At 63.2% G+C, this 24,198-nt stretch carries 23 protein-coding genes; 18 read left to right on the top strand and 5 right to left on the bottom strand.

The window, feature by feature from the left end; translation table 11 throughout:
* Positions 1-317 precede the first annotated feature (317 nt).
* The 4 genes from rpmH to yidC all read left to right on the top strand — a co-directional run bounded on the left by rpmH (position 318) and on the right by yidC (position 2,987).
* Positions 318-452 (top strand): 50S ribosomal protein L34, encoded by a 135-nt coding sequence (gene rpmH, locus B0G80_RS16155; protein WP_004198824.1) that lies wholly within the window; start codon positions 318-320, stop codon positions 450-452.
* A 23-nt stretch (positions 453-475) separates the two neighbouring features.
* Entirely contained in the window at positions 476-961 is a 486-nt protein-coding gene (locus B0G80_RS16150) for a ribonuclease P protein component (RefSeq protein ID WP_116118622.1), read from the top strand.
* Positions 962-1,067: 106 nt separating this feature from the next.
* A complete protein-coding gene (yidD, locus tag B0G80_RS16145; protein WP_007180115.1) occupies positions 1,068-1,298 on the top strand; it encodes a membrane protein insertion efficiency factor YidD in 231 nt (76 codons plus the stop codon).
* Positions 1,299-1,328: 30 nt separating this feature from the next.
* A complete protein-coding gene (gene yidC / locus B0G80_RS16140; protein WP_116118621.1) occupies positions 1,329-2,987 on the top strand; it encodes a membrane protein insertase YidC in 1,659 nt (552 codons plus the stop codon).
* A gap of 135 nt (positions 2,988-3,122) precedes the next feature.
* On the opposite strand, the gene B0G80_RS16135 is transcribed toward yidC, so the two are convergent.
* On the bottom strand, positions 3,123-3,536 hold the full coding sequence (locus tag B0G80_RS16135) for an XRE family transcriptional regulator (RefSeq protein ID WP_116118620.1): 414 nt from the start codon (positions 3,534-3,536) through the stop codon (positions 3,123-3,125).
* Positions 3,537-3,904: 368 nt separating this feature from the next.
* Here B0G80_RS16135 and mnmE point away from each other — a divergent pair, with 368 nt between their 5' ends.
* The 3 genes from mnmE to B0G80_RS45850 all read left to right on the top strand — a co-directional run bounded on the left by mnmE (position 3,905) and on the right by B0G80_RS45850 (position 7,084).
* Complete coding sequence (mnmE, locus tag B0G80_RS16130) at positions 3,905-5,299, top strand: tRNA uridine-5-carboxymethylaminomethyl(34) synthesis GTPase MnmE (protein ID WP_116118619.1); 1,395 nt, start codon at positions 3,905-3,907, stop codon at positions 5,297-5,299.
* Between the two features lie 176 nt (positions 5,300-5,475).
* On the top strand, positions 5,476-6,690 hold the full coding sequence (locus B0G80_RS16125) for an integrase arm-type DNA-binding domain-containing protein (protein WP_116118618.1): 1,215 nt from the start codon (positions 5,476-5,478) through the stop codon (positions 6,688-6,690).
* Positions 6,691-6,922: 232 nt separating this feature from the next.
* Complete coding sequence (locus B0G80_RS45850) at positions 6,923-7,084, top strand: hypothetical protein (RefSeq protein ID WP_012434883.1); 162 nt, start codon at positions 6,923-6,925, stop codon at positions 7,082-7,084.
* 88 nt (positions 7,085-7,172) lie between these two features.
* Here the strand turns inward: B0G80_RS45850 and B0G80_RS16120 are convergent, their stop codons facing one another.
* The gene (locus B0G80_RS16120; protein ID WP_116118617.1) at positions 7,173-7,499 is read right to left on the bottom strand and encodes an ecotin precursor; all 327 of its coding nucleotides are present in this window, start codon (positions 7,497-7,499) and stop codon (positions 7,173-7,175) included.
* A gap of 297 nt (positions 7,500-7,796) precedes the next feature.
* Between B0G80_RS16120 and dinD the strand changes: the two genes are divergently transcribed.
* From dinD to B0G80_RS16080, 8 genes are all read left to right on the top strand, one after another.
* On the top strand, positions 7,797-8,612 hold the full coding sequence (gene dinD / locus B0G80_RS16115) for a DNA damage-inducible protein D (RefSeq protein WP_116118616.1): 816 nt from the start codon (positions 7,797-7,799) through the stop codon (positions 8,610-8,612).
* Between the two features lie 200 nt (positions 8,613-8,812).
* Complete coding sequence (locus B0G80_RS16110; RefSeq protein ID WP_116119685.1) at positions 8,813-10,438, top strand: methyl-accepting chemotaxis protein; 1,626 nt, start codon at positions 8,813-8,815, stop codon at positions 10,436-10,438.
* Positions 10,439-10,502: 64 nt separating this feature from the next.
* Positions 10,503-10,967 carry a chemotaxis protein CheW gene (locus B0G80_RS16105; RefSeq protein WP_116118615.1) on the top strand — a complete coding sequence of 155 codons (465 nt, stop codon included), beginning with the start codon at positions 10,503-10,505 and terminating at the stop codon, positions 10,965-10,967.
* Positions 10,964-12,388 (top strand): protein-glutamate O-methyltransferase CheR, encoded by a 1,425-nt coding sequence (locus B0G80_RS16100; RefSeq protein WP_116118614.1) that lies wholly within the window; start codon positions 10,964-10,966, stop codon positions 12,386-12,388. Before B0G80_RS16105 ends, B0G80_RS16100 begins: the two co-directional genes overlap by 4 nt.
* The gene (locus tag B0G80_RS16095) at positions 12,381-13,061 is read left to right on the top strand and encodes a chemotaxis protein CheW (RefSeq protein ID WP_116118613.1); all 681 of its coding nucleotides are present in this window, start codon (positions 12,381-12,383) and stop codon (positions 13,059-13,061) included. Before B0G80_RS16100 ends, B0G80_RS16095 begins: the two co-directional genes overlap by 8 nt.
* Entirely contained in the window at positions 13,058-15,550 is a 2,493-nt protein-coding gene (locus tag B0G80_RS16090; protein ID WP_116118612.1) for a hybrid sensor histidine kinase/response regulator, read from the top strand. Before B0G80_RS16095 ends, B0G80_RS16090 begins: the two co-directional genes overlap by 4 nt.
* 16 nt (positions 15,551-15,566) lie before the next feature.
* On the top strand, positions 15,567-16,583 hold the full coding sequence (locus B0G80_RS16085) for a chemotaxis response regulator protein-glutamate methylesterase (RefSeq protein WP_116118611.1): 1,017 nt from the start codon (positions 15,567-15,569) through the stop codon (positions 16,581-16,583).
* 60 nt (positions 16,584-16,643) lie between these two features.
* A complete protein-coding gene (locus B0G80_RS16080; protein ID WP_116118610.1) occupies positions 16,644-17,732 on the top strand; it encodes a diguanylate cyclase in 1,089 nt (362 codons plus the stop codon).
* A gap of 141 nt (positions 17,733-17,873) precedes the next feature.
* On the opposite strand, the gene mdeB is transcribed toward B0G80_RS16080, so the two are convergent.
* Positions 17,874-20,621 (bottom strand): alpha-ketoglutarate dehydrogenase, encoded by a 2,748-nt coding sequence (gene mdeB, locus B0G80_RS16075; protein ID WP_116118609.1) that lies wholly within the window; start codon positions 20,619-20,621, stop codon positions 17,874-17,876.
* Between the two features lie 152 nt (positions 20,622-20,773).
* Between mdeB and B0G80_RS16070 the strand changes: the two genes are divergently transcribed.
* The gene (locus B0G80_RS16070) at positions 20,774-21,301 is read left to right on the top strand and encodes an Lrp/AsnC family transcriptional regulator (RefSeq protein ID WP_116118608.1); all 528 of its coding nucleotides are present in this window, start codon (positions 20,774-20,776) and stop codon (positions 21,299-21,301) included.
* 23 nt (positions 21,302-21,324) lie between these two features.
* Here the strand turns inward: B0G80_RS16070 and B0G80_RS16065 are convergent, their stop codons facing one another.
* Positions 21,325-22,161: an SDR family oxidoreductase gene (locus B0G80_RS16065; RefSeq protein ID WP_116118607.1), complete on the bottom strand. Its 837-nt coding sequence runs from the start codon at positions 22,159-22,161 to the stop codon at positions 21,325-21,327.
* A gap of 181 nt (positions 22,162-22,342) precedes the next feature.
* On the opposite strand from B0G80_RS16065, the gene B0G80_RS16060 reads away from it, so the two are divergent.
* Both B0G80_RS16060 and B0G80_RS16055 read left to right on the top strand, forming a co-directional pair.
* Positions 22,343-23,284, top strand: a complete 942-nt coding sequence (locus B0G80_RS16060) for a GlxA family transcriptional regulator (protein WP_116118606.1) — start codon at positions 22,343-22,345, stop codon at positions 23,282-23,284.
* A gap of 68 nt (positions 23,285-23,352) precedes the next feature.
* Positions 23,353-23,778, top strand: coding sequence for an HIT family protein (locus B0G80_RS16055; RefSeq protein ID WP_106284957.1), 426 nt, complete (start codon positions 23,353-23,355; stop codon positions 23,776-23,778).
* Between the two features lie 72 nt (positions 23,779-23,850).
* Here the strand turns inward: B0G80_RS16055 and B0G80_RS16050 are convergent, their stop codons facing one another.
* Positions 23,851-24,126 carry a hypothetical protein gene (locus B0G80_RS16050; protein WP_258878892.1) on the bottom strand — a complete coding sequence of 92 codons (276 nt, stop codon included), beginning with the start codon at positions 24,124-24,126 and terminating at the stop codon, positions 23,851-23,853.
* Between the last annotated feature and the right edge of the window lie 72 nt (positions 24,127-24,198).

Genomic DNA, 24,198 nt, shown 5'->3' with positions numbered 1-24,198 from the left:
CGAGACTAACCAGGCGCAATGGCTCCAGGCGCTTGTGCCACAAGGGTTTGCGGGACGAGCGAGCCGGAGCGGCGTGCAGGATTTTTGGGAAGTAAGGCGAGATTCTAACGCCAAAACGGACCCGCAAGGGAGTTATCCACAGGGACGGATCACAAGGCTGGCTCCTCATGGGGCCGGGCCGAACCAGGCTAAACTATTGACGGTCAACGAAAAACCGGTTTAAATAGCGGGTTCCGCGAAAACCAATTCAGTGAACCACCGGCCATTGCGCTTTCAGCGATGATCGCGCGGTTATTTTTCGATCAAGTGAGAGCAACATGAAACGTACTTACCAACCTTCCGTTACCCGTCGCAAGCGCACCCACGGCTTCCGCGTTCGCATGAAGACCGCAGGTGGCCGCAAGGTCATCAACGCACGTCGCGCGAAGGGCCGCAAGCGCCTCGCCATCTAAGGCAGGCGTTGCACGCGACGCTTATGCCGGGTAGTGAAGCCCGCGGTAAGGCGGGAACGGCTGAAGCGCAGCAACTGGGCTCGGTTCCGTTGCGAGCGCAAGCCGCCTTCCCCAAAGCCGCAAGGCTGCTGAAAACGGATGAATTTTCATCCGTTTTTCGTTTGCGCCCGTGGCGCCGCACCGCGCACTTCGTAGTGTACGGCCGGCCCACCGGCAACGAAGCTCGCCTGGGCCTCGTGATCGGCAAGAAGTATGCGCCGCGCGCGGCCACGCGTAATCTGGTACGGCGAATCGCGCGTGAAGCCTTCCGGCTGCGTCGCGCGGAATTCGGCGGTTGGGATGTGCTGCTGCGTTTGCACACGCGCTTCGACAAGAAGGCTTTGCCGAGCGCCTCGTCGCCGCCGTTGAGGGCGCTGTGCCGCAGCGAAATCGAGGCGTTGCTCGACAAGGCAGCGCACGAAGTGACCCGTCGCGAGGCGCCGCCCGCGGAAGCGCCCAAGACGGAATGACGCTCAAGTGACCGCCCGCTTTGCAGTTCAGGCCGCTCCGGCAGCCATGCTGCGCGGGCGTCGCCCGGTACTCCACGTTGCGCGGCGCCGTCCGGCCGCACCAGCCATGCAAACGGTACTCATCGCTTTATTGCGTTTCTACAAGGTTGCCGTGAGCCCAATGCTCGGCAACCGGTGCCGTTTTTACCCTTCCTGCTCTGATTACGCGCGCGAAGCAATCCAGTATCATGGCGCCGCGCGCGGGACTTATCTCGCCGCCAGGCGTATTTGCCGCTGCCACCCGTTTTCCGCGGGCGGCATCGATCTCGTCCCGCCTCCCACTTCTGAAAAGCGCTGACGCGCCGTTCCATCGACACTGAGACAACGCATGGATATCAAACGCACCGTCCTATGGGTCATCTTTTTCATGTCAGCGGTCATGCTGTTCGACAACTGGCAACGCGACCACGGACGCCCGTCGATGTTCTTCCCGAGCGCCACGCCGACCAAGACCGTCGGTAGCGCCGCACCGGGAACCACGACGCCGGGAACCCAGCCCGCCGATCTGCCGGCCACGAACGCAGCCGCACCGGGCAACGCGCCGGCGGCCGCGCAATCGCAACTGATCAAGTTCAACACCGACGTCTATAGCGGCGAAATCGACACTCGCGGCGGCACGCTGTCGAAGCTGTCGCTCGTCAAGCAAGGCGACGGCAAGCAGCCGGATCTCGTCATCACGCTGTTCGACCGCACCGCGAACCATACGTATCTGGCGCGCACGGGCCTGCTCGGCGGCGATTTCCCGAATCACAACGACATCTACACGCCGTTGCCGAACCAGCAACACGATCTGACGGGCAACGAAAAGTCGTTCCAGCTCAGCTTCGAGTCGCCGGTGAAGGGTGGCGTGAAGGTCATCAAGACCTACACGTTCACGCGTGGCAGCTACGTGATCGGCGTCGACACGAAGATTCAGAACGTCGGCACCACGCCGGTGAGCCCGTCGGTCTATATGGAACTGGTACGTGACGATCAGCCGGTGGAAACGCCGCGCTTCTCGCACACGTTCATCGGGCCGGCTGTCTACACCGACCAGCATCACTTCCAGAAGATGACGTTCGGCGACATCGACAAGAACAAGCACGATTACGCGACCTCGGCCGACAACGGCTGGATCGCGATGGTCCAGCATTACTTCGCGTCGGCCTGGATTCCGCAGCAGGGCGTGAAGCGCGACATCTACGTCGAGAAGATCGATCCGGCGCTGTATCGCGTCGGCGTGAAGGAGCCGGTGGCGACGATTGCACCGGGCCAAACGGTCGACGTCTCCGCGCGTCTGTTCGCCGGTCCGGAAGAAGAGCGCATGCTCGAAGGCATCGCGCCGGGTCTGGAACTGGTGAAGGACTACGGCTGGGTGACGATCATCGCGAAGCCGCTGTTCTGGCTGCTCGAAAAGATCCACAGCTATGTCGGCAACTGGGGCTGGTCGATCGTGCTGCTCACGCTGCTGATCAAGGCGGTGTTCTTCCCGCTGTCGGCTGCGAGCTACAAGTCGATGGCGCGCATGAAGGCGATCACGCCGCGTATGCAAGCGCTGCGCGAACGCTTCAAGGGCGATCCGCAGAAGATGAACTCGGCGCTGATGGAGTTGTACAAGACCGAGAAGGTCAATCCGTTCGGCGGCTGTCTGCCGGTCGTGATCCAGATTCCGGTGTTCATCTCGCTGTACTGGGTGCTGCTGTCGTCGGTGGAAATGCGCGGCGCGCCGTGGATTCTGTGGATTCACGATCTGTCGCAACAGGATCCGTTCTTCATCCTGCCGGTGCTGATGGCCGTCTCGATGTTCCTGCAGACCAAGCTGAACCCGACGCCGCCGGATCCGGTTCAAGCCAAGATGATGATGTTCATGCCGATCGCGTTTTCGGTCATGTTCTTCTTCTTCCCGGCCGGTCTTGTGCTGTATTACGTCGTGAACAACGTGCTGTCGATCGCCCAGCAGTACTACATCACGCGGATGATGGGGCAGACGAAGGCAAAAGCGGCTTGATGATGTTTTGCCGGAGGCGGGCGGAAACGCCCGCCGTCGTCTAAAGCTCTGTTAGCAGCAGTAAAAAAAGCCGCCCGGTGCAAAACCGGGCGGCTTTTTTCATGCTCGCGTCAAACGCGTTACGCAATGCCGCGCTTATTCCTCGCCCGGCTCCGCGTCTTCGCCGTAAAAGCGAACGATCATCTCCTGAACCAGAAAGCGGTCTTTCGGCGTGAGCGACTCGATTTTGGAAGCGAGTTCGATCGTTTCCGGCGACGGCGGATATTTCTCGCCACGCGCCAGCGGCCTCGCATTCACGCCCGGCGACGGTCCGTAGTGCAGCCAATGCTCTTTCACGTTCAGCCATTCGGCTAACGTACGCAACTTATCGGGCTTAGGAATCGTCGTACCAGATAACCACTTATGCGCGGTTTGCGGTGTGACCTCCCGCTCGCCTCGATAGCGAAGGTTGAATTGCTCGGCGAGCTTGGTCCCGCCGCGAATCTTCAGCGGCTCCAGCAGGTCCTTCAACCGTTTGGCGAAGGCGGCTTTTTCTTTATTGGTCGGCATGGGCCGGATTGTGCAATTCAACGTTCAAACAGTTGACAACCGGGCGAGTTTAGTTTTAGCGTATTTGAGATAGTTTTAGCTTGGGAGGCGCTTCGGGCAATGGGTCTGCCGTATTTGTAAAATTTTGGCGTTTTCCTTGTCTGGCGCGCCTGTCTGTGACTTCGCCGCCCTACAACTTCTGATTTATTCTCAAGGAACGCAGTAGCAATCCTAGCTCGTTTGAGATAAATCCCAACCGTCGGAATAAGTCAGCTTCCGCCATCAACAAGAGCTCCGCGACACGGGCACCGAATGCGCTCGCGTTACAATGCCTCGCGCCGCCTGACCGGCCTCGCCCTCCCCTCCTCTCTGCTTTTGCCACGCTTTTTATGCTCACCACCGACTCCGATCCGATCGTCGCCATTGCCACCGCGCCCGGCCGGGGAGGAATCGGGGTCGTGCGGATTTCGTTCGGCCGTGAGGGCGAGGCGGCAGCCCAGCCGCTGATGCAGGCACTCACCGGTCAGACTTCGGCGCCGCGCCACGCCAGCTACGTCCCATTCCTCGACGCGAGCGGCAACGCACTCGACCGCGGCATCGCGCTTTACTTTCCGGCGCCGCATTCCTACACCGGCGAGCACGTGCTCGAATTGCAAGGCCACGGCGGTCCGGTGGTGCTGCAACTCGTGCTGCAACGTTGCATCGACGCCGGCCGCGCGTTCGGTCTGCGCCTCGCCGAACCCGGCGAATTCACGCGCCGCGCCTTCCTCAACGACAAGCTCGATCTGGCGCAGGCCGAAGCGGTCGCCGATCTGATCGAGGCCAGCACCGAAGCCGCCGCGCGTTCCGCGGGCCGCTCGCTCGACGGCGCGTTCTCGCGCGACATTCACGCGCTGGTCGAAGACGTGATCACGCTGCGCATGCTGGTCGAAGCGACGCTCGACTTCCCCGAAGAAGAGATCGACTTCCTCGAAGCCGCCGACGCCCGCGGCAAGCTCGCGCGCATACGCGAGCGTCTCGCGCACGTGCTGAGCGAAGCGCGGCAAGGCGCGTTGTTGCGCGAAGGGCTCTCGGTGGTGCTGGCCGGCCAGCCGAACGTCGGCAAATCATCGCTGCTGAATGCGCTGGCCGGCGCGGAGCTGGCGATCGTCACGCCGATCGCTGGCACGACGCGCGACAAGGTCGCGCAGACGATTCAGATCGAAGGCATCCCGCTGCACGTGATCGACACAGCCGGCCTGCGCGATACCGAGGACGAAGTCGAAAAAATCGGCATTGCACGCACGTGGAGCGAAATCGAGCGCGCCGATGTGGTGCTGCATCTGCTCGATGCGCGCACCGGCATGACGGCTGAAGACGATGCGATTGCCGGGCGCTTTCCGGGCGGTGTGCCGGTGGTGCGCGTGCTCAACAAGACGGACCTGACCGGACTCGCGCCAGCGGCACAGGCGCTCGACGCGGATCTCGAACTGAGCGAAGTGCGACTCTCGGCGAAACAGGGCGACGGCGTCGCGCTGTTGCGCGACGAACTGTTGCGGATCGCCGGATGGCAGGCGGGAGCGGAAAGCGTGTATCTGGCGCGCGAGCGGCATCTAATTGCATTGCGCGCAGCCGAGGAGCATCTGGCGACTGCGGCCGCGCACGCCGATCAAAACTCGCAGGCGCTTGATTTGTTCGCCGAGGAACTACGGCTCGCGCAGGATCAGTTGAATTCGATCACTGGTGAGTTCAGTTCGGATGACCTGCTCGGAGTAATTTTTAGCAGGTTCTGTATTGGGAAGTGAGGGGGTGTCTGCAGCATCGGCTGGCCGGTCCCATTGCAAGGGCCTTTTTGGTCACCCTAAGCGCGGATTCACGGACGCAAACGCCTCGCTCCGTTGACCCAAAAATCGCCAAATCTTTGGTACACAGCAGCCAAAAGCTTTAAAATCGCCGCTGTCCGAATACCCGCGATCCGAACATGCCCCGCCTAGCCGTCCCTCTCACCGAAGCCCACATTCGCGCTCTCGAACCGCGCGACACCCGCTATTGCGTCGCTGACGGCAACGGCCTCGTCATCGAAATCATGACGACCGGCACCAAGATCTGGCGTTTCCGTTATTCGTTGAACGGCAAACGCCAACCGCTCGCCACCATCGGCGACTACCGGATGATCTCGCTGCGCGTCGCACGCGCCAAGGCGCAGAAGTATGCGGAGATGGTCGCGCAAGGCATCTCGCCGGTCGCCACGGCGCGGCGCGACCGCGGCGCGGAAAGCAAAGCCGATGTCCTGCGCGAAGCCGCCGAGCTTTATCTCGCCACGGAAATGGCCGGCAAGTCAGAGGAATACCGTCGCACCACGCGGCGCGCGCTCGACAAGGACATCTTGCCCGCCATCGGCCACATGCGGATCAAAGCGGTGACCGCCGATGACATCGTCGCGATATGCGAGAGAATCAAGAATCGCGGTTCGCCGAAAATGGCGCTGCATACGCGCAACGTGGTGAAGCGTCTCTACGAATATCTGATCGCCCGGCAACTCGCGGCCAGCAATCCGGCCGAGGTCGTGCCGGCGCGCTCCATCGCCACTTTCGACAGCCGCACTCGCGTGCTCTCGGGCGACGAGATCGGCGCGATGTTTCGTTCGATCGACGCGTCGAGCATTCGCCGTCCTCTGAAGCTGGCGCTGCATCTGCTGGTGCTGACCATGGTGCGCAAGTCGGACCTGATCGAATCGACGTGGGCCGAATTCAATCTGGACAAGGCGATGTGGACGATACCCGCGGCACGCCTGAAAAAAGACCGCGATCAGCGCGTGCCGCTTTCGCAGCAGGCAGTCTCTATGCTGCGCGAACTCGACCACGCCAGGGCCAGCCGAAAGTTCGTATTCCCGAGCGTCCGGGGCGACGATCGGCCGATCGCCAAAAGTACGCTGAACCAGGCGGTCAAGGCGCTCGGCCTGGACGTGGAGCATTTCGTCCTGCATGACTTCCGGCGCACCGCAGCAGCGCATCTGCGCGAGATAACACAATCGTCAGACGCGCTCGACCAAAACACGGCTGCGGCGCCCGAGCGTATCGAGCAAGGTGCGAGCGCGGCCGACGCCGCCAGGCAGCGATGGCTTATGCAGCAGTGGGCGGATTTTGTGGATGCACAGATCGAAGGCGCGCGTAGAGTTGCGACCAGTACGCCTTGAAGCTACTCGTCGGGCGCCGCCCCTTCCAAACATCCAGTTTTATTGGTACACAAATCACTTCGCATCCGCCCCAACTGCCTGCTCGAAATATGAAATTCTATTTTTTACTAGGTTTCAAGGGTGAGGGCTAAGACGCCACTGAGCCGCGGCCACAATCGCATCACACGGACCTTTTCTCCCGCGTTTCATCGCCTAAACTGAAGGGTGGACGCAACTCGATACGGAGGCTCCCATGTCTGAATCGTTGATCGCTTATTTGCTGGGGCCTGCTGTCATGTTGCTGGTCGGCGTAGCTATCTGGGCCGCGTCCCACTATCACCAGAAGACAAAGCCACAGAGACTTGAGCGCTGGCTCGACACGCACTATGCGGAGTGGTTGCATCACAGGCACTGAGTCGCGCTTGAAATGGAAAGGCCGTCGCGTAACACGACGGCCTTTTTGTCTGTGGGCGCGCACGACCATGCGTGCGCTCTGCGATTGATTACCAACCCGGCTGGGGCTGCGGATAGCCGTATTGAGCCGGCGGCGGTGGCGCACCGCACGCCACATAGGCCTGTTGGTATTGGTCATAGCAGTATCCCGGCGGCGCTTGCGCATAGACCGGCGCGGGCTGATACGCCGGCTGCGCGTACACGGGCTGCTGGTAAGCCACCACCGGCGCCGGATTCAGCACGGAAGTCACCACCGCCCCGAGCACGGCCCCGCCGATCAGCGCACCGACGACATCGCCGCCATTGCCATGCGCCGATGCTTGCCCGGCCACGCTCAGACTTCCCACCATCACCAACGCCACTGCGATCTTTTTCATGTTTGACTCCTCGCCGTTCAGGCATGGAACGGATTGTGGCGGGCGCGCGCAGAAATAGATGCTGCAAGTGGTAACGGGACATTACCCGTGTAACGCGGTACATCGGTGCACGGCGGCCCACGTTGCCCACGTTGCCCTGCCAGCGTAGGAAAGCACTGCTTCAGCCGACGATAATCCTGACGCGTTGATCTCCGGTGTCTGATGGCCTAGTCGAAGCCCCGTTCATAAAATCGACGTGAGGTTGCCGGATGTCACGCATCGGCCCGGCTGTCCACGTAACGAACCAAGGGAGCCACTATGACGAATCACACTTTCGACGGCATCAAGCAATTCAGCGAACACAATGTCGAGTTCTGGTCAGCGCGAGAGCTTCAGCCGCTTCTCGAATATGCAACGTGGGACAAGTTCAGGCGCGTCATCGAGAAGGCAAGCGAGGCGTGTAAGCGCTCGGGCCACAGCGTTTCCGACCATTTTTCCCAAGTGGGAAAAATGGTCGGCCTCGGCTCCGGCGCGCAACGCACGGTCGAAGACTTCCGCCTCTCGCGATATGCGTGCTATCTCGTCGTACAGAATGGTGATCCGTCGAAGCCCGTCATCGCAAACGGCCAAACATACTTTGCGATTCAGACCAGACGTCAGGAAATCGGTGACGGCAAGGCTTTTGCCAGTATGGTGGAGGATCAGCGTCGCCTGATGCTGCGCGGTGAACTCACTCTTCACAACAAGAAACCAAGCGCAACCGCCCGCAGTGCCGGCGTCCAAACCACACTCGATTATGCAGTCTTCCAGGATCATGGCTATCGCGGCCTCTATGGTGGCTTGGGCGCAAAGGACATCCACGCGCGCAAGAGTTTGAAAAAGAGTCAGAAAATTCTCGACCACATGGGCAGCACCGAGCTAGCCGCCAATCTTTTCCGCGCGACCCAAACGGAGGAGAAATTGCGCCGCGACGGTGTGCAAGGCAAGCGGCAAGCCAATCAGACGCATTTTGAGGTAGGCGGCAAAGTCCGCGACACCATCCGTGAACTTGGTGGAACCATGCCAGAAGCGTTGCCGACACCGGAGACAAGCATCCGGCAGATCACGCGCGATACCAAGAAGTCCCAAGGCTGATTCAGCGTACGCTACATGCGTGCCCCCGGCGCGCCAGGGCGATACCCCGCTTCCCCATTCCACCGATCAATGTAAAATTCGCCGCATAACCTGTCGAATAGTTCTGACAACCCGCAAAGCTTTTCCAGCCCGTCGATAGCAGATCGGACCACATCGACAGCACGGGTCGAGACAAAGCGAAAAAAGTAAGGGGCGTGCGCGTGAAACAATGGACCATCCGGCAACGGATTCTGTGCAGCTTCGGGATCGTGCTGATCGTAATGCTGGCAATGGCAATCGTCACTTTCGAGCAGCTCGGCGGCATCGACCGGGACGCGAAGAGCCAGCAGGAAGATTCGATGCCGGGCCTCTACTACGCGACCGCGATGCGCTCGGCCTGGTTCGAGAACTACACCGTCACACAGCGCCTCATTTACGTGGACGCGGACCCCGAGTCCGTCAAGCGCGACACCGATCGCTTGCAGGAGACCGAGCAAACGCTGCAGAAGCTGTTCGGCGACTACGGCGCGACCATCTTCCGCGACACCGATCGTGAGTTCTTCAACGACTTCCGCCAGCAACACACGCAGTACCTGCCGATCCAGGCATCGCTGCTGAATGCTCTGCCGAGCTCGAAAGAGAACGCCGTGCGTGTCTTCAACACGCAACTGACGCCGATCTGGGAAGCGGGCCGCCTCTCGGCGCGCAAACTGGTCGAAAACAACAAGTCCGACGCCGACAAAGCCGCCGAAAGCATCCGTAATTCGGTCGAGGCAACCCGCGTCGTGTTGCTCGTCATGCTGTTGATCGCCGCCATCGTGGCCGTGCTGGCCGGATACTGGCTGCTGCGCGCGGTCACTACGCCAATGGCCAAAGTGCTCCGCGTCGTCGACGTGATGCGCACCGGCGACCTGACCCAGCGTCTGCAACTGAATCGCGCGGACGAAATCGGCGCGCTCGAAGCGGGCTTCAACCGCATGACCGACGAACTCACCGCGCTGGTCGGCCAGGCGCAGAAATCGGCGGTGCAGGTGACCACGTCGGTGACGGAAATCGCCGCGACCTCACGCGAACAGCAAGCCACGGCGAACGAGACTGCTGCTACCACCACGGAGATCGGCGCCACGTCGCGTGAAATCTTTGCGACCTCGCGCGACCTGCTGCGTACCATGAACGAAGTGTCCGAAGTGGCCGGCCAGTCGGCCGCGCTCGCGGGCACCGGTCACGCCGGTCTCGCACGCATGGAAGAAACCATGCGCCTCGTGATGGAAGCGGCCGGCTCGGTCAACGCGAAGCTCGCGATCCTCAACGAGAAGGCCAGCAACATCAATCAGGTCGTCGCCACCATCACCAAGGTTGCAGACCAGACTAACCTGCTCTCGCTGAACGCGGCGATCGAAGCGGAAAAAGCCGGCGAATACGGCCGCGGCTTCGCGGTCGTGGCAACCGAGATTCGCCGCCTCGCCGATCAGACCGCCGTGGCGACCTACGACATCGAACAGATGGTCAAGGAAATCCAGTCCGCGGTGGCGGCCGGCGTGATGGGTATGGACAAGTTCTCGGAAGAAGTGCGGCGCGGCATGCTCGACGTGCAGAACGTCGGCGGCCATCTCACGCAGATCATCCAGCAGGTGCAGCAACTGGCGCCGCGTTTCTCGATGGTCAACGAGGGCATGCAGACGCAGGCCACCGGCGCCGAGCAGATCACCCAGGCGCTGACGCAACTCTCGGAGGCCGCGCAGCAGACGGCGGAGTCGCTGCGCCAGTCGACCCAGGCGATCGACGATCTGACGCACGTCGCCAACAGTCTGCGCACCGGCGTGTCGCGCTTCAAGGTGACGGCCTGACGCGCCACGCGGCGCCGCCGGACACCGATACCCGCACATCCATCCATCGCTCTCGCACACGCCGATGCTCTTCATCCTCTTCACGCTCGATAGCGAACGGTACGTGATCGACGCGACGCAGGTGGAGCGTCTGATGCCGCTCACGCCGCAGTCACCGCCGAAGACGATCCCCGGCGCGCCGTCGTGGGTCGCGGGCGTGCTCGATCACGAAGGCGCGCCGCTGCCGCTGATCGATCTGCCGGCGCTTGCGCTCGGCCGTCCCGCCGCGCAACTGATGTCGACACGCGTCGTGCTGGTACGCTATCCGCATGCGGGCACGACGCGCCTGCTCGCGCTGCTGCTCGAAGGCGCGACGCGCACGATTCGACTAGACGTGACGGCGTTTCACGATGCCGGACTCGACATGCCGCACGCGCGCTATCTCGGCCCGGTCGCGAGCGAAGCGGGCGGTCTCGTGCAGTGGATTCGCGTTGAGCATCTGCTGCCGGACGACATCAAAGCGCTGCTCTTTCCCGAGGCGCACGCATGAACGCGCATCACGACAACGCACCGCTCTACGGGCGCTTCGCCGAACTGTTGCATAGGACGATCGGGCTCGATGCGGCATCGCTCGGCCATAGCGCGATTGAGCGCGCGGTCGATCAGCGCGCGGCGGCGTGGTGCGCGGATGGCCACGCCAAGGCCACGCTCAACGACTATTGGGAAGCCGCGCAAGGTTCACCTTCGATGGTGCAGGCGCTGATCGAAACAGTCGTCGTGCCGGAGACCTGGTTCTATCGCGACGCCGAAGCGTTCAAGGCACTCGCGCGACTCGCGCATGAACATCTCGTCGAGCGCGGCGATGCATTGCCGCTACGCGTTCTGAGCCTGCCTTGCTCGACCGGAGAAGAACCGTACACGATCGCGATGACGCTGCTCGACGCAGGCTTTGACGCCGCCCAGTTGCGCATCGACGCAATGGATATCAGCGACCGCTCGCTCGCCGTCGCGCAACGCGCTGTCTACGGACGCAACTCGTTTCGCGGCAATGCGTTTCCGTTTCGCGATGCGCACTTCACGCGCACTGAAGACGGCTGGCGTCTCGCACCGCGCATCGTCGAAACGGTGCGTTTCTCGCGCGCCAATCTGATGCAGCTCGGCGCGTCGTCGCTCGGTGTCTACGACTTCGTGTTCTGCCGCAACGTGCTGATTTACTTCGACCGCGACGCGCAACAAAAAGCCTTGCAGGCGCTCACCAGCGTGCTGGCCGAAAACGGCACGCTGTTCGTCGGCCCTGCGGAAACCGGGCTACTGATGCGCTACGGCATGCAGTCCGCAAAGATCCCGCTGGCCTTCGCGTTCCATCACAGCGCGCCCGAGGAAACGCCGTGTAATAGCTGGCACACCGCACCACTCGCTACAGCCGCCGCACTCGCGATGACGCATTCGCAAGTTCCCGCGCTCTCGCCGCCGCCAGTGTTTTCCGCGGAGCCTTTCGCGTGGCCCGATCCGGTTGCGCGTACGCCGTTCAGCGGTGCAACGCAGTTCACACCACGTGACAACGTCGCGACACACGCGCGCAAGACGCTGATGCCCGCCGCCACGTCGCCGGCACACAACTCGCTGTTGCCGCCAATCACCGCGCCAATCAACGCGGCACGCGACACGTTGCGAGCCGCGCACGCGCTGGCCGACGCCGGCCGCCTCGCGGAAGCCGCCACGGCGATCAACGCCTATCTGGAACACCACGCCCCGCATGCCGACGCGTTTTATCTGCTCGGCGTGCTGGCCGATGCCAACGGCGATGCGAACCTTGCGCGCAGCCAGTATCGCAAGGCGCTGTATCTCGATCCTCAGCACGCGGAAGCGCTCGCGCATCTCGCGACGTTGCTCGAACTCGAAGGCGACCGCGACGGTGCGCGCCTGTTGATGCAACGCGCGACGCGCGCTCAGGGAGCGCAACGTGGCTGATGCGCAGACGGCGAGCTTCGACGATTGCTGGAATCGCATTGGCGTGCGCGGCGACTCGTCGTGCGAGCGTCTTGTCGAGTATGTGCGCTGCCTGAATTGCCCGGTGTTCGAAACGGCCGCGGCCAAACTGCTGGAACGGCCGATTCCCTTGGTGGAGCTCTCGCAGCATGACGTGCGCGCGCGGGCACGACCGCAGCAGGATGCGCAAGGCGCGAGCGAATCGTTCCTCGTCTTTCGCATCGGCGACGAATGGCTCGCGCTGCCCACGCCGATCTTCAAACGCATCGTGCAGACGCGGCCGATTCATACGTTGCCGCATCGGCAGCATCGCGCGGTGTTGGGCGTAGTGAACGTGCAGGGCGAGTTGCTCGTGTGCCTGTCGCTCGCGCACCTGCTCGGCTTCGAAACTGGCGCCGCCGCACGCGACGATCGCACGCGTCACGATCTGCCGCGTTTCCTCGTTGTCTCGCGCGCTGAGGAACACGCCGTGTTCCCGGTGGATCAGGTCGACGGCGTGCACCGGATCGCGACGGCCAGCTTATGCGCGCCGCCCGCCACGCTCTCGCATGCCGCTGCTGCGCATACGCGCGCAGTCGCGCCGTGGCGCGGCATGAGCGTCGGCCTGCTCGACGCCGACGCGCTCTTCGACACCTTGAACCGGAGTCTCGGATGACGGACGACCCACGCCGCCCGTCGCTGATCGATTTGTTCCGCGAAGAAGCGCGGACCCAGGCGCGCGTGCTCAACGACGGCCTGCTCGCCCTCGACCGCGCGCCGCGCGATGCCGCCGCGCTCGAGGCCTGCATGCGGGCCGCGCATTCGTTGAAGGGCGCCGCGCGCATTGTCGGCGTGCAGGTTGGCGTCGAACTTGCGCATGCGATGGAGGATTGCTTCGTCGCCGCGCAGGAAGGGCGTGCGTTGCTCGACGCGGCCTGGATCGACGAGTTGCTGCGCGGGGTGGATATCGTCGCGCGCATCGGCAACGATGAAGACGAGTCGGCTCGCGACGCGGTCGGCGCGTGTGTGGCGGCATTGCAGGGACGTATGGCGAGTGTGCTGCCGCACGGCGCGGCAATGCTGCGAGACTCTACGCCGCCGGCGACCGCTGCGGTCGCCGAGCCCTCTGCCATCGCTCCCGGTGCAAACGCGGATCTGGACCCCGACACCGCGTTCAACGATTTAGCCCGCGCATTGCGCGCCGAAGGCACGCGGGCCATCCCGACCCCGCAGCCGGACCCCGACGCCGTATTCGACTTGCTAGCCGATGCACTGCGCGCTGAAGCGGCACCGTCCAACGCTACGCCCACGCCTACCCAAAACGACAATGCTGCCCTCGCACCCGCGCAGAAGCAGCACGACCCGCTCGCCGCCCCGTCCACGTCGAACAGCACAGCCATCCCACCGACCACCGAACCTGGCCGCATGTTGCGCGTGCGCGCCGACAACCTCGACCGTCTGCTCTCGCTGTCCGGCGAATCGCTGGTCGAATCGCGCTGGCTGAAACCCTTCGCGCAATCGATGCTGCGTGTCAAACGCGTCCAACGCGACGGCACTCGCGCGCTGGATCAACTGCACGAAACACTCGCCGACCTTAAGCTCGATCCGCGCGCACACGCCGCGCTCGAAGAAGTGCGCCGCCTCACCGCCGAAGCGCAGCATTTGCTGGCCGAGCGTCTCGCCGATCTTGAGAGCTTCGACCGCCGCTCGACGCATCTGTCGCAACAACTCTACGACGCCGCCCTGCAATGCCGCATGCGCCCGTTCGGCGACGGCACCAGCGGCCTCGCACGAATGGTGCGCGACGTCGCGCGTTCGCTCGGCAAGAAAGTGCGCTGGCAACTGGTCGGCGAATCGACTCAGGTGGATCGCGACATTCTCGATCTGCTCGAAGCGCCGCTCGGCCACGTGCTGCGCAACGCGCTCGACCACGGCATTGAAGCGCCCGCCGTGCGCCTCGCGCGCGGCAAGCCGGAAGAAGGCACGCTCACGCTCGACGCGCGTCACACCGCCGGCGCGCTGCTCATCACCGTTTCAGACGATGGCGCGGGCATCGATCTCGACGTCTTGCGCGCGTCGATCGTGCGCAAGAAACTCGCGAGCGAGGAAACGGTAGCGCGGCTAACCGAAGCCGAGCTGCTTGAATTCCTGCTTCTGCCCGGCTTCTCGCTGCGCGAGCAGGTAACCGAAGTCTCGGGCCGCGGGGTCGGACTCGACGCGGTGCACGACATCGTCAAACGCGTGCGCGGCTCGGTGCGAATCACGCATGAACCCGGCCTCGGCACGCGTGTGCAACTGCAGTTGCCATTGACGCTTTCGGTGATCCGCAGCCTGCTGATCGAAGTCGCGGGCGAGCCGTACGCGGTGCCGCTGGCCCATGTGAACCGCACGCTACACGTGGATCGTACGCAGATCGAATGGCTCGAAGGGCATCAGCACATCGCCTTTTCCGGCCGGCGTATCGGCGTCGTCACCGCGCATCAGATTCTCGACGCCGCGCCGCCCGCGGACGAAAGCCGCACCGTCAGCATGATCGTCATCGGCGACGGCTCGCAAACCTACGGCGTGGTGGTCGACCGCTTTCTCGGCGAGCGGATGCTCGTGGTGCAGCCGCTCGATCCGCGCCTCGGCAAGATCCGCAACGTCACCGCCGGCGCGTTGATGGAGAACGGCGATCCCGTGCTGATCGCCGACGTGGACGACTGGCTGCGCTCCGTCGAACGGCTCGTGGCGGGTGGCGATCTGAAGCACACGCAACACGGCGTCGCGCGCGCGGCTCAGCGTGCCACGCGCCGCGTACTCGTGGTCGACGATTCGCTCACCGTGCGCGAACTCGAACGCAAGCTGCTGGCCACGCGCGGTTACGACGTGACGATCGCCGTCGACGGCATGGACGGCTGGAACGCCGTGCGCGGCGAGCACTTCGACCTCGTCATCACCGACATCGACATGCCGCGCATGGACGGCATCGAACTCGTCACGCTCATCAAGCGCGATCCGCAGTTGCAGTCGTTACCGGTGATGATCGTCTCGTACAAGGATCGTGAGGAGGACCGCCGCGCCGGACTGAACGCGGGCGCGGACTACTATCTGGCGAAAGGCAGTTTTCATGACGAAGCACTGCTCGATGCGGTGCGCGATCTGATCGGCGAAGCATACGGTTAGTCCCGGGGAGAAACGGATGAAAATCGGAATCGTCAACGACATGCCGCTCGCCGTCGAGGCGCTGCGTCGCGCACTCGCGGCGCGCCACGACTATGAAGTGCTGTGGATCGCGCAGGACGGCCAGCAGGCGGTCGATTTCTGCACCGCGCAGCGGCCCGACATCGTGCTGATGGATCTGGTGATGCCGAACGTCGACGGCATCGAGGCGACGCGGCGCATCATGGCGCGCGCGCCGTGCGCGATCCTGATCGTCACCGTCGATGTGGGCGCGAACGCGTGGCGCGTCTATGAAGCGATGGGCGCGGGCGCGCTCGACGCCGTCGATACGCCTTCGCTGAGCGGTCCCGATGCGCACAAGAGTATTGCCACGCTGATCGCGAAGATCGATCGCATCGCGGCGCTCGTCAAGGAACGCAATGCGCCCGGCGCGGCGGCCGCGGCAACGCCCGCCTGCGCGACGAATCGCGACACGCCGCTGGTGGCGATCGGCGCATCGGCGGGCGGACCGGCGGCGCTTGCCACGCTGCTCGCCGGCCTGCCGAAGGATTTTGCGGCGGCTATCGTCATCGTGCAGCACGTCGACGCGGCGTTTGCCGCCGGCATGGCGGACTGGCTGAACCAGCAATCGGCGCTGCCGGTGCGGATCGCGCGCGAAGGCGACCGCCCGCAAGCGGGCGTCGCGCTGCTCGCCGCCACCGACGACCATCTGCATCTCAAACTGCCCGACATACTCGGCTACACGCGGATACCGGAAGAGACGCCTTACCGGCCTTCCGTGGACGTGTTCTTTCATAGCGTGGTGGCGCGCTGGCCGACGCGCGCCGTCGGCGTGCTGCTGACCGGCATGGGCCGCGACGGCGCGATCGGACTCAAGGCGATGCGCACCAAGGGCTATCACACGATCGCGCAGGACGAAGCGACCAGCGCCGTGTACGGCATGCCGAAAGCGGCCGCGGCGCTCGACGCCGCCGCCGCGGTCCTGCCGTTACCGCGCATTGCCGGCGCGCTCGCGACGGCCGTCAACGCGCGCTGAACACGCACTCGCCATTGATGAGCCGTTTCGATTCACTCACATTCATTCTGGCCGAACAACATGGACACTCCTAAACCGCATCAGAACGCCGCCGCGCAGGATTTCGCGTCGGACGCGGTGGACGCCCCCAATCTCGCGATCGACGACGCTCTCGCCCGCATCCTCGGTAATCCGCCCGCAGCCGAGTGCCCGATCATGGTGTTGCTGGTCGACGATCAGGCGATCATCGCCGAAGCGATCCGCCAGGCGCTGGCCGACGAACCGAGCGTCGACTTTCACTACTGCGCATCGCCCGAAGAAGCACTGCGCAGCGCCGCGGAAACGCGCGCGACGGTGATCCTTCAGGACCTCGTGATGCCTGGCACCGACGGCCTCACCCTCGTGCGCCAATACCGGCAGAATCCGGCCACGCGCGATATTCCGATCATCGTGTTGTCGACCAAGGAAGAGCCGTTCGTGAAAAGCGCGGCCTTCGCCGCCGGCGCCAACGATTATCTGGTGAAGCTGCCGGACCGCATCGAGTTGATCGCGCGTATCCGCTATCACTCGCGCTCGTATCTGAACCTGATTCAACGCGACGAGGCCTACCAGGCGCTGCGTCAATCGCAACAGCAATTGCTCGCGACGAATCTGGAATTGCAACGGCTCACGCATTCGGACGGCCTGACGGGCCTGTCGAATCGCCGTTACCTCGATCAATATCTGGCCGCCGAATGGCGTCCCAGCACACGCGACAAAACCGGCCTCGGTTTTCTGATGATCGATGTGGATAACTTCAAGGCTTACAACGATACCTACGGGCACGTTGCCGGCGACGAAGTGCTCAAGACGGTCGCGCATACCCTCGAATCGTGTCTCGGACGCTCGGCGGATCTCGCGGCGCGCTTCGGTGGCGAAGAGTTCGCGGTGGTGGTGCCGGGCACGTCGTCGGGCGGCTTGCGTCTGCTCGCGGAGAAGATCCGCATTGCAATCGAAGGGCTGGCGATTCCGCACTCGGGCTCCGCGACCGGCGTCGTGACGATCAGCATCGGCGCGGCGACGCTGGTGCCGACGGTCACCGAGCCGGTGACAAAGCTGATCGAAGCGGCGGACGTCGGTCTATATCGTGCGAAGCGGGATGGGAAGAATCAGGTTGCGGTGAGTGATTGATTGTTTGCATGCGGTTCTACCCGTGCGCAATGAAAACGCGCCCATGTGCAGGGCGCGTTTTCGTTTGCGGCAGTAGCGGTAGCAGTAGCACGACCACTAACACCAGCAGTGCGTTAAGCGGTTTCTAACGCGTGCGCTTCTTTAGCATTGCCAGGACGCATCACCGACCGGCGCGTCGCCGAGGTACTTGCCGCGTGCTTCGACAAGCACGCTCGTATCGATTGCGCCCTCGTCCACCAGCGCCTTCAACGCGGCGATCACAATCGACTTGCGGTCCACTTCGAAAAACTCACGCAACGCCTGACGTGTATCGCTGCGGCCGAAACCATCCGTGCCGAGCGTCACATAGCGACGCGGCACGTACGCGCGAATCAGTTCCGGCACGGCGCGTACGTAGTCGGTCGCGGCGATGATCGGACCTTGCGATGCATCGAGCGCTTGCGTGACATACGGCGCCGCGCTCGCTTCGCCGAGACGCGCGAGCCGTTCCGCCGCCATGCCGTCGCGTTGCAATTCGGTGAAGCTCGTTACGCTCCACACGGCGGCGTCGATCTGCCAGTCGCCTTTCAACATCTGCTGCGCCGCGATCACTTCACCGAGAATCGCGCCCGCGCCGAGCAATTGCAGCTGAGTCTGCTTGCTCTCCTGCTCCTCAGCATGCGTCACCAGCGGATAGATGCCTTTGAGAATTCCTTCGCGCAGCGCCTGCAAGTCGCCACCAGGCACTGAAGGCTGTGCGTAGTTTTCGTTCATTACCGTGACGTAATAGAACACGTCGCGCTGCTGCTCGACCATCTCGCGCATGCCTTCGTCGACGATCGCGGCAACCTCGTATGCGAACGCAGGATCGTAAGCGCGGCAATTCGGAATCGTCGACGCCACCAGATGGCTCGTACCGTCCTGATGCTGCAGGCCCTCGCCGCCGAGCGTCGTCTTGCCCGAGGTCGCGCCAATCAGGAAGCCGCGCGCACGCTGATCCGCCGCGGCCCAGATCAGGTCGCCGATGCGCTGGAAGCCGAACATCGAGTAGTAGATGTAGAACGGCAGCATCGGCAGATCGTGCACGCTGTACGACGTCGCCGCCGCGATCCATGACGACACCGCGCCCGCTTCCGAAATGCCCTCTTCCAGAATCTGGCCTTTGGTGTCCTCGCGGTAGTAAAGCATTGAGCCGAGATCTTCCGGCTCGTACAACTGCCCGAGCGGCGAATAAATGCCGACCTGGCGGAACATGTTCGCCATGCCGAAAGTGCGCGCTTCGTCAGCGACGATCGGCACCACGCGCGGACCGACGTGCCGGTCCTTGAGCAGCGCGGTCAGCATGCGGACCAGCGCCATGGTCGTGGACATCTCGCGGCCGTTCGAGTCCAGCGCAAATTGCCCCCAGGAGGACACCGGCGGGACGGTCAGCCCCTTCGATGCAACTCTCCGCCTTCTGGGCAGATAGCCTCCGAGAGCCGCCCGGCGTGCATGCAGGTATTGCATTTCCGGGCTGTCTTCCGCGGGTTTGTAAAACTTCACCTGTTCGACGTCCTCGTCGGTGAGCGGCAGGCGGAAGCGATCGCGAAACGCCTTGAGGTCGTCGAAGCCGAGCTTCTTTTGCTGATGCGTGGTCATGCGGCCCTGGCCCGAAGTGCCCATGCCGAAGCCCTTCATCGTCTTCGCGAGAATCACCGTCGGCTGGCCGCTGTGTTCGAGCGCCTTCGCGTAGGCCGCGTGCAGTTTGCGCACGTCGTGGCCACCGCGGCGCAGGCGGTCGATGTCGTCATCGCTCAGTTGCGCGGCGAGCGCGGCAAGCTCCGGATTCTGGCCGAAGAAGCGTTCGCGGTTGTACGCGCCGTCGTTGGCGGAGAAGGTCTGGAACTGGCCGTCGACGGTATGCGCGAAGGCGCGCAGCAAGGCGCCAGTGCGGTCGCGCGAGAACAGCGCGTCCCAGTCCGAGCCCCAGATCACCTTGATCACATCCCAGCCGGCGCCGATGAAGTGCGCTTCCAGTTCATCGATGATGCGGCCGTTGCTGCGCACCGGCCCGTCGAGCCGCTGCAGATTGCAGTTGATCACGAAGACGAGGTTGTCGAGCCCCTCGCGCGCGGCCAGCGAGAGCGCGCCGGTCGATTCCGGCTCGTCCATTTCGCCGTCGCCGAAAAAGCCCCACACCTTGCGGCCTTCCGTTTGCACGAGGCCGCGATTGGCGAGATAGCGCATGAAACGCGCTTGATAAATCGCATTGATCGGGCCGATGCCCATCGAGCCGGTCGGGAACTGCCAGAAGTCCGGCATCAGCCACGGATGCGGATACGAGCACAAGCCCGGCCCGCCGATCTCGCGGCGATAGTGCTGCAAATGCTGCTCGCTTAAAAACCCTTCGAGGTAAGCCCGCGCATACACACCCGGTGACGAATGCGGCTGGAAATACACGAGGTCGCCCGTGCCCTCCTCGCCACCCGGCGCCGCTGCCCGGAAGAAATGGTTGAAGCCGACCTCGAACAGATCCGCCGCCGACGCATAACTCGCAATATGACCGCCGAGTTCGCCATAAGCCTGGTTCGCGCGCACCACCATCGCCAAAGCATTCCAGCGCAGCGCGGCGGCGAGCCGTTCTTCGAGTTCGAGATTGCCCGGATAGCGCGGCTGCTGCTCGAACGGGATCGTGTTCTGGTACGGCGTGACGTTGGTTCGCGCCGATTCGACACCCAGCGACAGCGCATGGCTCGCAAGTTTGTCGAACAGGAACTGCGCGCGGTCGCGACCGACATGCGCGACGACCGCATCGAGCGCTTCCAGCCATTCGGCGGTTTCCTGCGGATCCGCATCCGCCTGCTCCGCGCTTTCAACGCGTGGTGAATTGGATAACCGCAACTGCTCGCTACCGCTGGACAAATCCGTCATGGCACCACTCCCGCATTGACGCGTTCGGCTCAAGATCGAGTGAGTCAATGGTACCCATGTGCTCACAAAATGAGCGTCTCATTTGCTTGTGATCCCGTGCTGCGATAGGCTATTTATTCCGAATTTCCCGGCAACCACAGAATATTTTATCTATGACCACGCCACCCCGACGGCTGGACCGCATCGACATCGGCATCCTGAGCCAGTTGCAGCAGAACGCGCGCATCACCAATGCGGATCTGGCGCGCTCGGTGAACCTGTCGCCCACGCCGTGCTTCAACCGCGTGCGGGCGCTCGAAAAGCTCGGTCTGTTCAAGCAGCAGGTCACGTTGCTGAACCCGGAGCCGCTAGGGCTGCGCATCAACGTGTTCATTCAGGTGAGTCTGGAAAAGCAGGTGGAAGACGCGCTGCTGCGTTTCGAGCAGGCGATTTCGGAGCGCCCCGAGGTGATGGAGTGCTATCTGATGACGGGCGACGCCGACTATCTGCTGCGCGTGGTGATGCCGGATATGCAAACGCTGGAGCGCTTCATCGTCGATCATCTGACCAAGATTCCGGGCATTTCCAATATCCGCTCGAGCTTTGCGCTCAAACAGGTGCGTTACAAGACGGCCCTGCCCTTGCCGTCGTCGGGATTGACCTTGATCGATCCCGACGACGTGTCGACCGACTGGCGCTGAAGGCGCTTACAGTCCGCCTGGCTTTACGCGGAAGCAGCGCCGCGCGTGTAGCGTGCGGCCGGCACCTTATGCGACAGATTCGGCTGCAGGTGCTGGCGCGCGCTGTTGAAGCGCTCCCAATCCGCCACGTCCGGCAACGACGGAATCGTCACCAGCTCGCCCTGGTCGAGGCCGGCCAGCGCGGCGTCCACCATGTCTTCGGCGGTCATTACGATCTGCTGCGGCAGATGTTCGACCGCGAGACCCGCACGGTCCCAGAACGCCGTGCTGGTGGCGCCCGGCAACACCGCCTGCAACTGCACGCCTTTGCCGCCCACTTCGTGATGCAGCGATTGCGTCAGGTTGAGTACGTAGGCCTTGGTGCCGCTGTACGTGCCGTTCAACAGTTCCGGCGATAGCGCGACGATCGACGCAATATTGATCACGATGCCGTTGCCCCGCTCTACCAGACCCGGCACGACCGCCGCCGTCAGGCGCGTGAGCGCGGTCACGTTCAGGTCGATCATTTTTTCGAGCTCGTCCACGTCCGAAGCGATCAGCGGGGCGGTCGCGCCGACGCCCGCGTTATTGACCAGCATCGTGATGCCACGGTCCGTGCGCAGCCGTTCTTCGATGCGGCGCACGTCGGCTTTGACGGTCAAGTCCGCGCCGATCGTCTCGACGTGGCGGCCGGTTTGCGATGTCAGACGTTCGGCCAGACCGTTCAGCCGCTGCACGTCGCGCGCCACCAGAATCAGGTCGTAGCCGCGCCGCGCGAGGCGATCCGCATACACAGCGCCGATACCCGACGATGCGCCCGTCACCAATGCCGTTCCTTTGCCTGATTGCGTTGCCGTTTGCGTTGCCGTTTGCGTTGCCATTTGAATCTCTCCTTGCGGGCGTGGCGCGTCGCGCCTGTGCCCTGTCCGATAAGTGAATGGGGAAACCGGAAAACTCCGTCGCCGCGCCGTTGTTGCGCGGCATTGCGGTGTTGACGAGGCAAGTTTAGGCGCGTAGCCTTGTGTCTCAAATGTCGTATTTACCTCGTTTTAGGACATTACGATGAGACATGTCGGCGTGGTGGTTTTTCCCGGCTTCCAGATTCTCGATATGGTGGCGGTCTCGATCTTCGAACTGGCCAACCTGGAGGCCGGCCAACCTGAGTACGAGGTGGAGATCATTTCCGAGCATGGCGGCATGGTGCGCAGCTCGGCGGGCGTGGAGATCGCCACCCGGCCGTTCGGCGACCCGGCATACGACACCGTAGTGGTTACCGGCGCGATGGAGATCGCGCCGTCGTCGCCGGGATTGCTGGCGTTTCTGCACGAGGTGCTCGGCGCGGCGCGGCGCACCACGAGCATTTGCACGGGCGCGTTCGTGCTGGCCGAGGCCGGGATTCTCGACGGCCGCCACGCGACCACCCACTGGTTTCACGCCCGCGATCTGCAACAACGCTTTCCGCAGACGCGCGTGGATGAAGACCGCATCTTTATCGTCGACGGTTCGGTATGGACGTCAGCCGGCATGACCGCGTGCATCGATCTGTGTCTGGCGCTCGTTGAAAACGATCTCGGCGCGGAAGTGTCACGCGCGATCGCCAAAAAGCTCGTTGTGTACCATCGCCGTACCGGCGGCCAGTCCCAGTTTTCGGCCATGCTGGACCTGGAGCCGAAATCCGACCGCATTCAGAACGCGCTCTCGTACGCTAAAAGCCATCTGCGAGAACCATTGACGGTCGAGCAACTCGCCGACGTCGCGAATCTCAGCCCACGCCAGTTCAGCCGCGCGTTTCGCGAAGAAACCCGCCAATCGCCGGCCAAAGCCATCGGGGCATTGCGCGTCGAGGCCGCGCGCGCCATGCTGGAAGCGGGCCGCCATTCCATGGAGGCGGTAGCGGCGGAGACGGGTTTCGTCGATACCGAACGGATGCGGCGCGCCTTTCTGCGCGCCTTTGGCCAACCGCCGCAGGCGATCAAACGCGCGGCGCGTGTGGGCGTGCTGTAACACAGGCGAGGGACAATACCGGCGATGGCGCTTTAACCGATATGACCTTCCACGATAAGAGGAACGCGATGAACTACGACGACAGCAATCCCTTCGCAAGGATTCTGCGCGGCGAACTACCCTGCATCAAGGTGGCCGAAACCGATGCCGCCCTCGCCTTCATGGACTTGATGCCGCAAGCCGACGGCCATCTGCTGGTGGTGCCGAAGGAAGCCGCCGCGGAGATTTTCGAGTTGTCGGATGCCTCGACGGTCGCGTGCATGCGCATGACGCAGAAGCTCGCGATAGCGGTTCGCGCGGCGTTGCGGCCGGACGGCGTGTTCATCGGACAATTCAATGGCGCAGCTGCGGGACAAACGGTGCCGCATGTCCACTTTCATGTGATCCCGCGCTGGGAAGGTCAGCCGCTGCGAATGCACGCGCGCGATGTAGCCGACGCGGACACGCTCGAAGCGCTCGCCAAACGCATCCGCTCGCACTGGCGTGCAGACTGAGGGAGACTCGCCTCGTCGTCCGCACGGTTAGCTTATGCGCCGTAACATGGGTAAAAGCGGCCGAAACCGCCGTTACAGACGATCCCGCGAGCGGCGCAGCGGATGCCGCCAGTCGATGCGGCGCGGCCTCACATGCATGGGCCGCATCTCGTGCAGATGGCGGTGTTCTTGCCACAGCTCGTCGGAGAAAAGAAAAGCGACGATGAGCAGCGGAATGACCAGAAAAACGCCCAATATCAAGTGCTCGATCACGGTGGCCTCCGATCGCAGGAGCATGATTTCATTGTAGAGCACCGCGCGTACCTGTACCGTGCCGCGCCTCATAATCGTCGCGATCGAACCGGACACCGGACCTGCGACACCGCGACGCCGTGGTCTCGCCGGATCCACTTGACGCCTGACTTACCGAAAAAGTGTCGA

The sequence above is a fragment of the Paraburkholderia sp. BL6669N2 genome, assembly GCF_003387275.1.
In the GTDB taxonomy this organism is placed as follows: Bacteria; Pseudomonadota; Gammaproteobacteria; order Burkholderiales; family Burkholderiaceae; genus Paraburkholderia.
The sequence above is the reverse complement of the archived record's forward strand: the minus strand, read 5'-3'. Positions and strand labels throughout refer to the sequence as shown.

Excerpts from the sequence above, each read along its gene's own strand:
- rpmH (WP_004198824.1), top strand. The coding sequence starts at position 318 with ATGAAACGTACTTACCAACCTTCCGTTACCCGTCGCAAGCGCACCCAC.
- B0G80_RS16150 (WP_116118622.1), top strand. The coding sequence starts at position 476 with ATGCCGGGTAGTGAAGCCCGCGGTAAGGCGGGAACGGCTGAAGCGCAG.
- yidD (WP_007180115.1), top strand. The coding sequence starts at position 1,068 with ATGCAAACGGTACTCATCGCTTTATTGCGTTTCTACAAGGTTGCCGTG.
- yidC (WP_116118621.1), top strand. The coding sequence starts at position 1,329 with ATGGATATCAAACGCACCGTCCTATGGGTCATCTTTTTCATGTCAGCG.
- B0G80_RS16135 (WP_116118620.1), bottom strand. The coding sequence starts at position 3,536 with ATGCCGACCAATAAAGAAAAAGCCGCCTTCGCCAAACGGTTGAAGGAC.
- mnmE (WP_116118619.1), top strand. The coding sequence starts at position 3,905 with ATGCTCACCACCGACTCCGATCCGATCGTCGCCATTGCCACCGCGCCC.
- B0G80_RS16125 (WP_116118618.1), top strand. The coding sequence starts at position 5,476 with ATGCCCCGCCTAGCCGTCCCTCTCACCGAAGCCCACATTCGCGCTCTC.
- B0G80_RS45850 (WP_012434883.1), top strand. The coding sequence starts at position 6,923 with ATGTCTGAATCGTTGATCGCTTATTTGCTGGGGCCTGCTGTCATGTTG.
- B0G80_RS16120 (WP_116118617.1), bottom strand. The coding sequence starts at position 7,499 with ATGAAAAAGATCGCAGTGGCGTTGGTGATGGTGGGAAGTCTGAGCGTG.
- dinD (WP_116118616.1), top strand. The coding sequence starts at position 7,797 with ATGACGAATCACACTTTCGACGGCATCAAGCAATTCAGCGAACACAAT.
- B0G80_RS16105 (WP_116118615.1), top strand. The coding sequence starts at position 10,503 with ATGCTCTTCATCCTCTTCACGCTCGATAGCGAACGGTACGTGATCGAC.
- B0G80_RS16100 (WP_116118614.1), top strand. The coding sequence starts at position 10,964 with ATGAACGCGCATCACGACAACGCACCGCTCTACGGGCGCTTCGCCGAA.
- B0G80_RS16090 (WP_116118612.1), top strand. The coding sequence starts at position 13,058 with ATGACGGACGACCCACGCCGCCCGTCGCTGATCGATTTGTTCCGCGAA.
- B0G80_RS16085 (WP_116118611.1), top strand. The coding sequence starts at position 15,567 with ATGAAAATCGGAATCGTCAACGACATGCCGCTCGCCGTCGAGGCGCTG.
- B0G80_RS16080 (WP_116118610.1), top strand. The coding sequence starts at position 16,644 with ATGGACACTCCTAAACCGCATCAGAACGCCGCCGCGCAGGATTTCGCG.
- mdeB (WP_116118609.1), bottom strand. The coding sequence starts at position 20,621 with ATGACGGATTTGTCCAGCGGTAGCGAGCAGTTGCGGTTATCCAATTCA.
- B0G80_RS16070 (WP_116118608.1), top strand. The coding sequence starts at position 20,774 with ATGACCACGCCACCCCGACGGCTGGACCGCATCGACATCGGCATCCTG.
- B0G80_RS16065 (WP_116118607.1), bottom strand. The coding sequence starts at position 22,161 with ATGGCAACGCAAACGGCAACGCAAACGGCAACGCAATCAGGCAAAGGA.
- B0G80_RS16060 (WP_116118606.1), top strand. The coding sequence starts at position 22,343 with ATGAGACATGTCGGCGTGGTGGTTTTTCCCGGCTTCCAGATTCTCGAT.
- B0G80_RS16055 (WP_106284957.1), top strand. The coding sequence starts at position 23,353 with ATGAACTACGACGACAGCAATCCCTTCGCAAGGATTCTGCGCGGCGAA.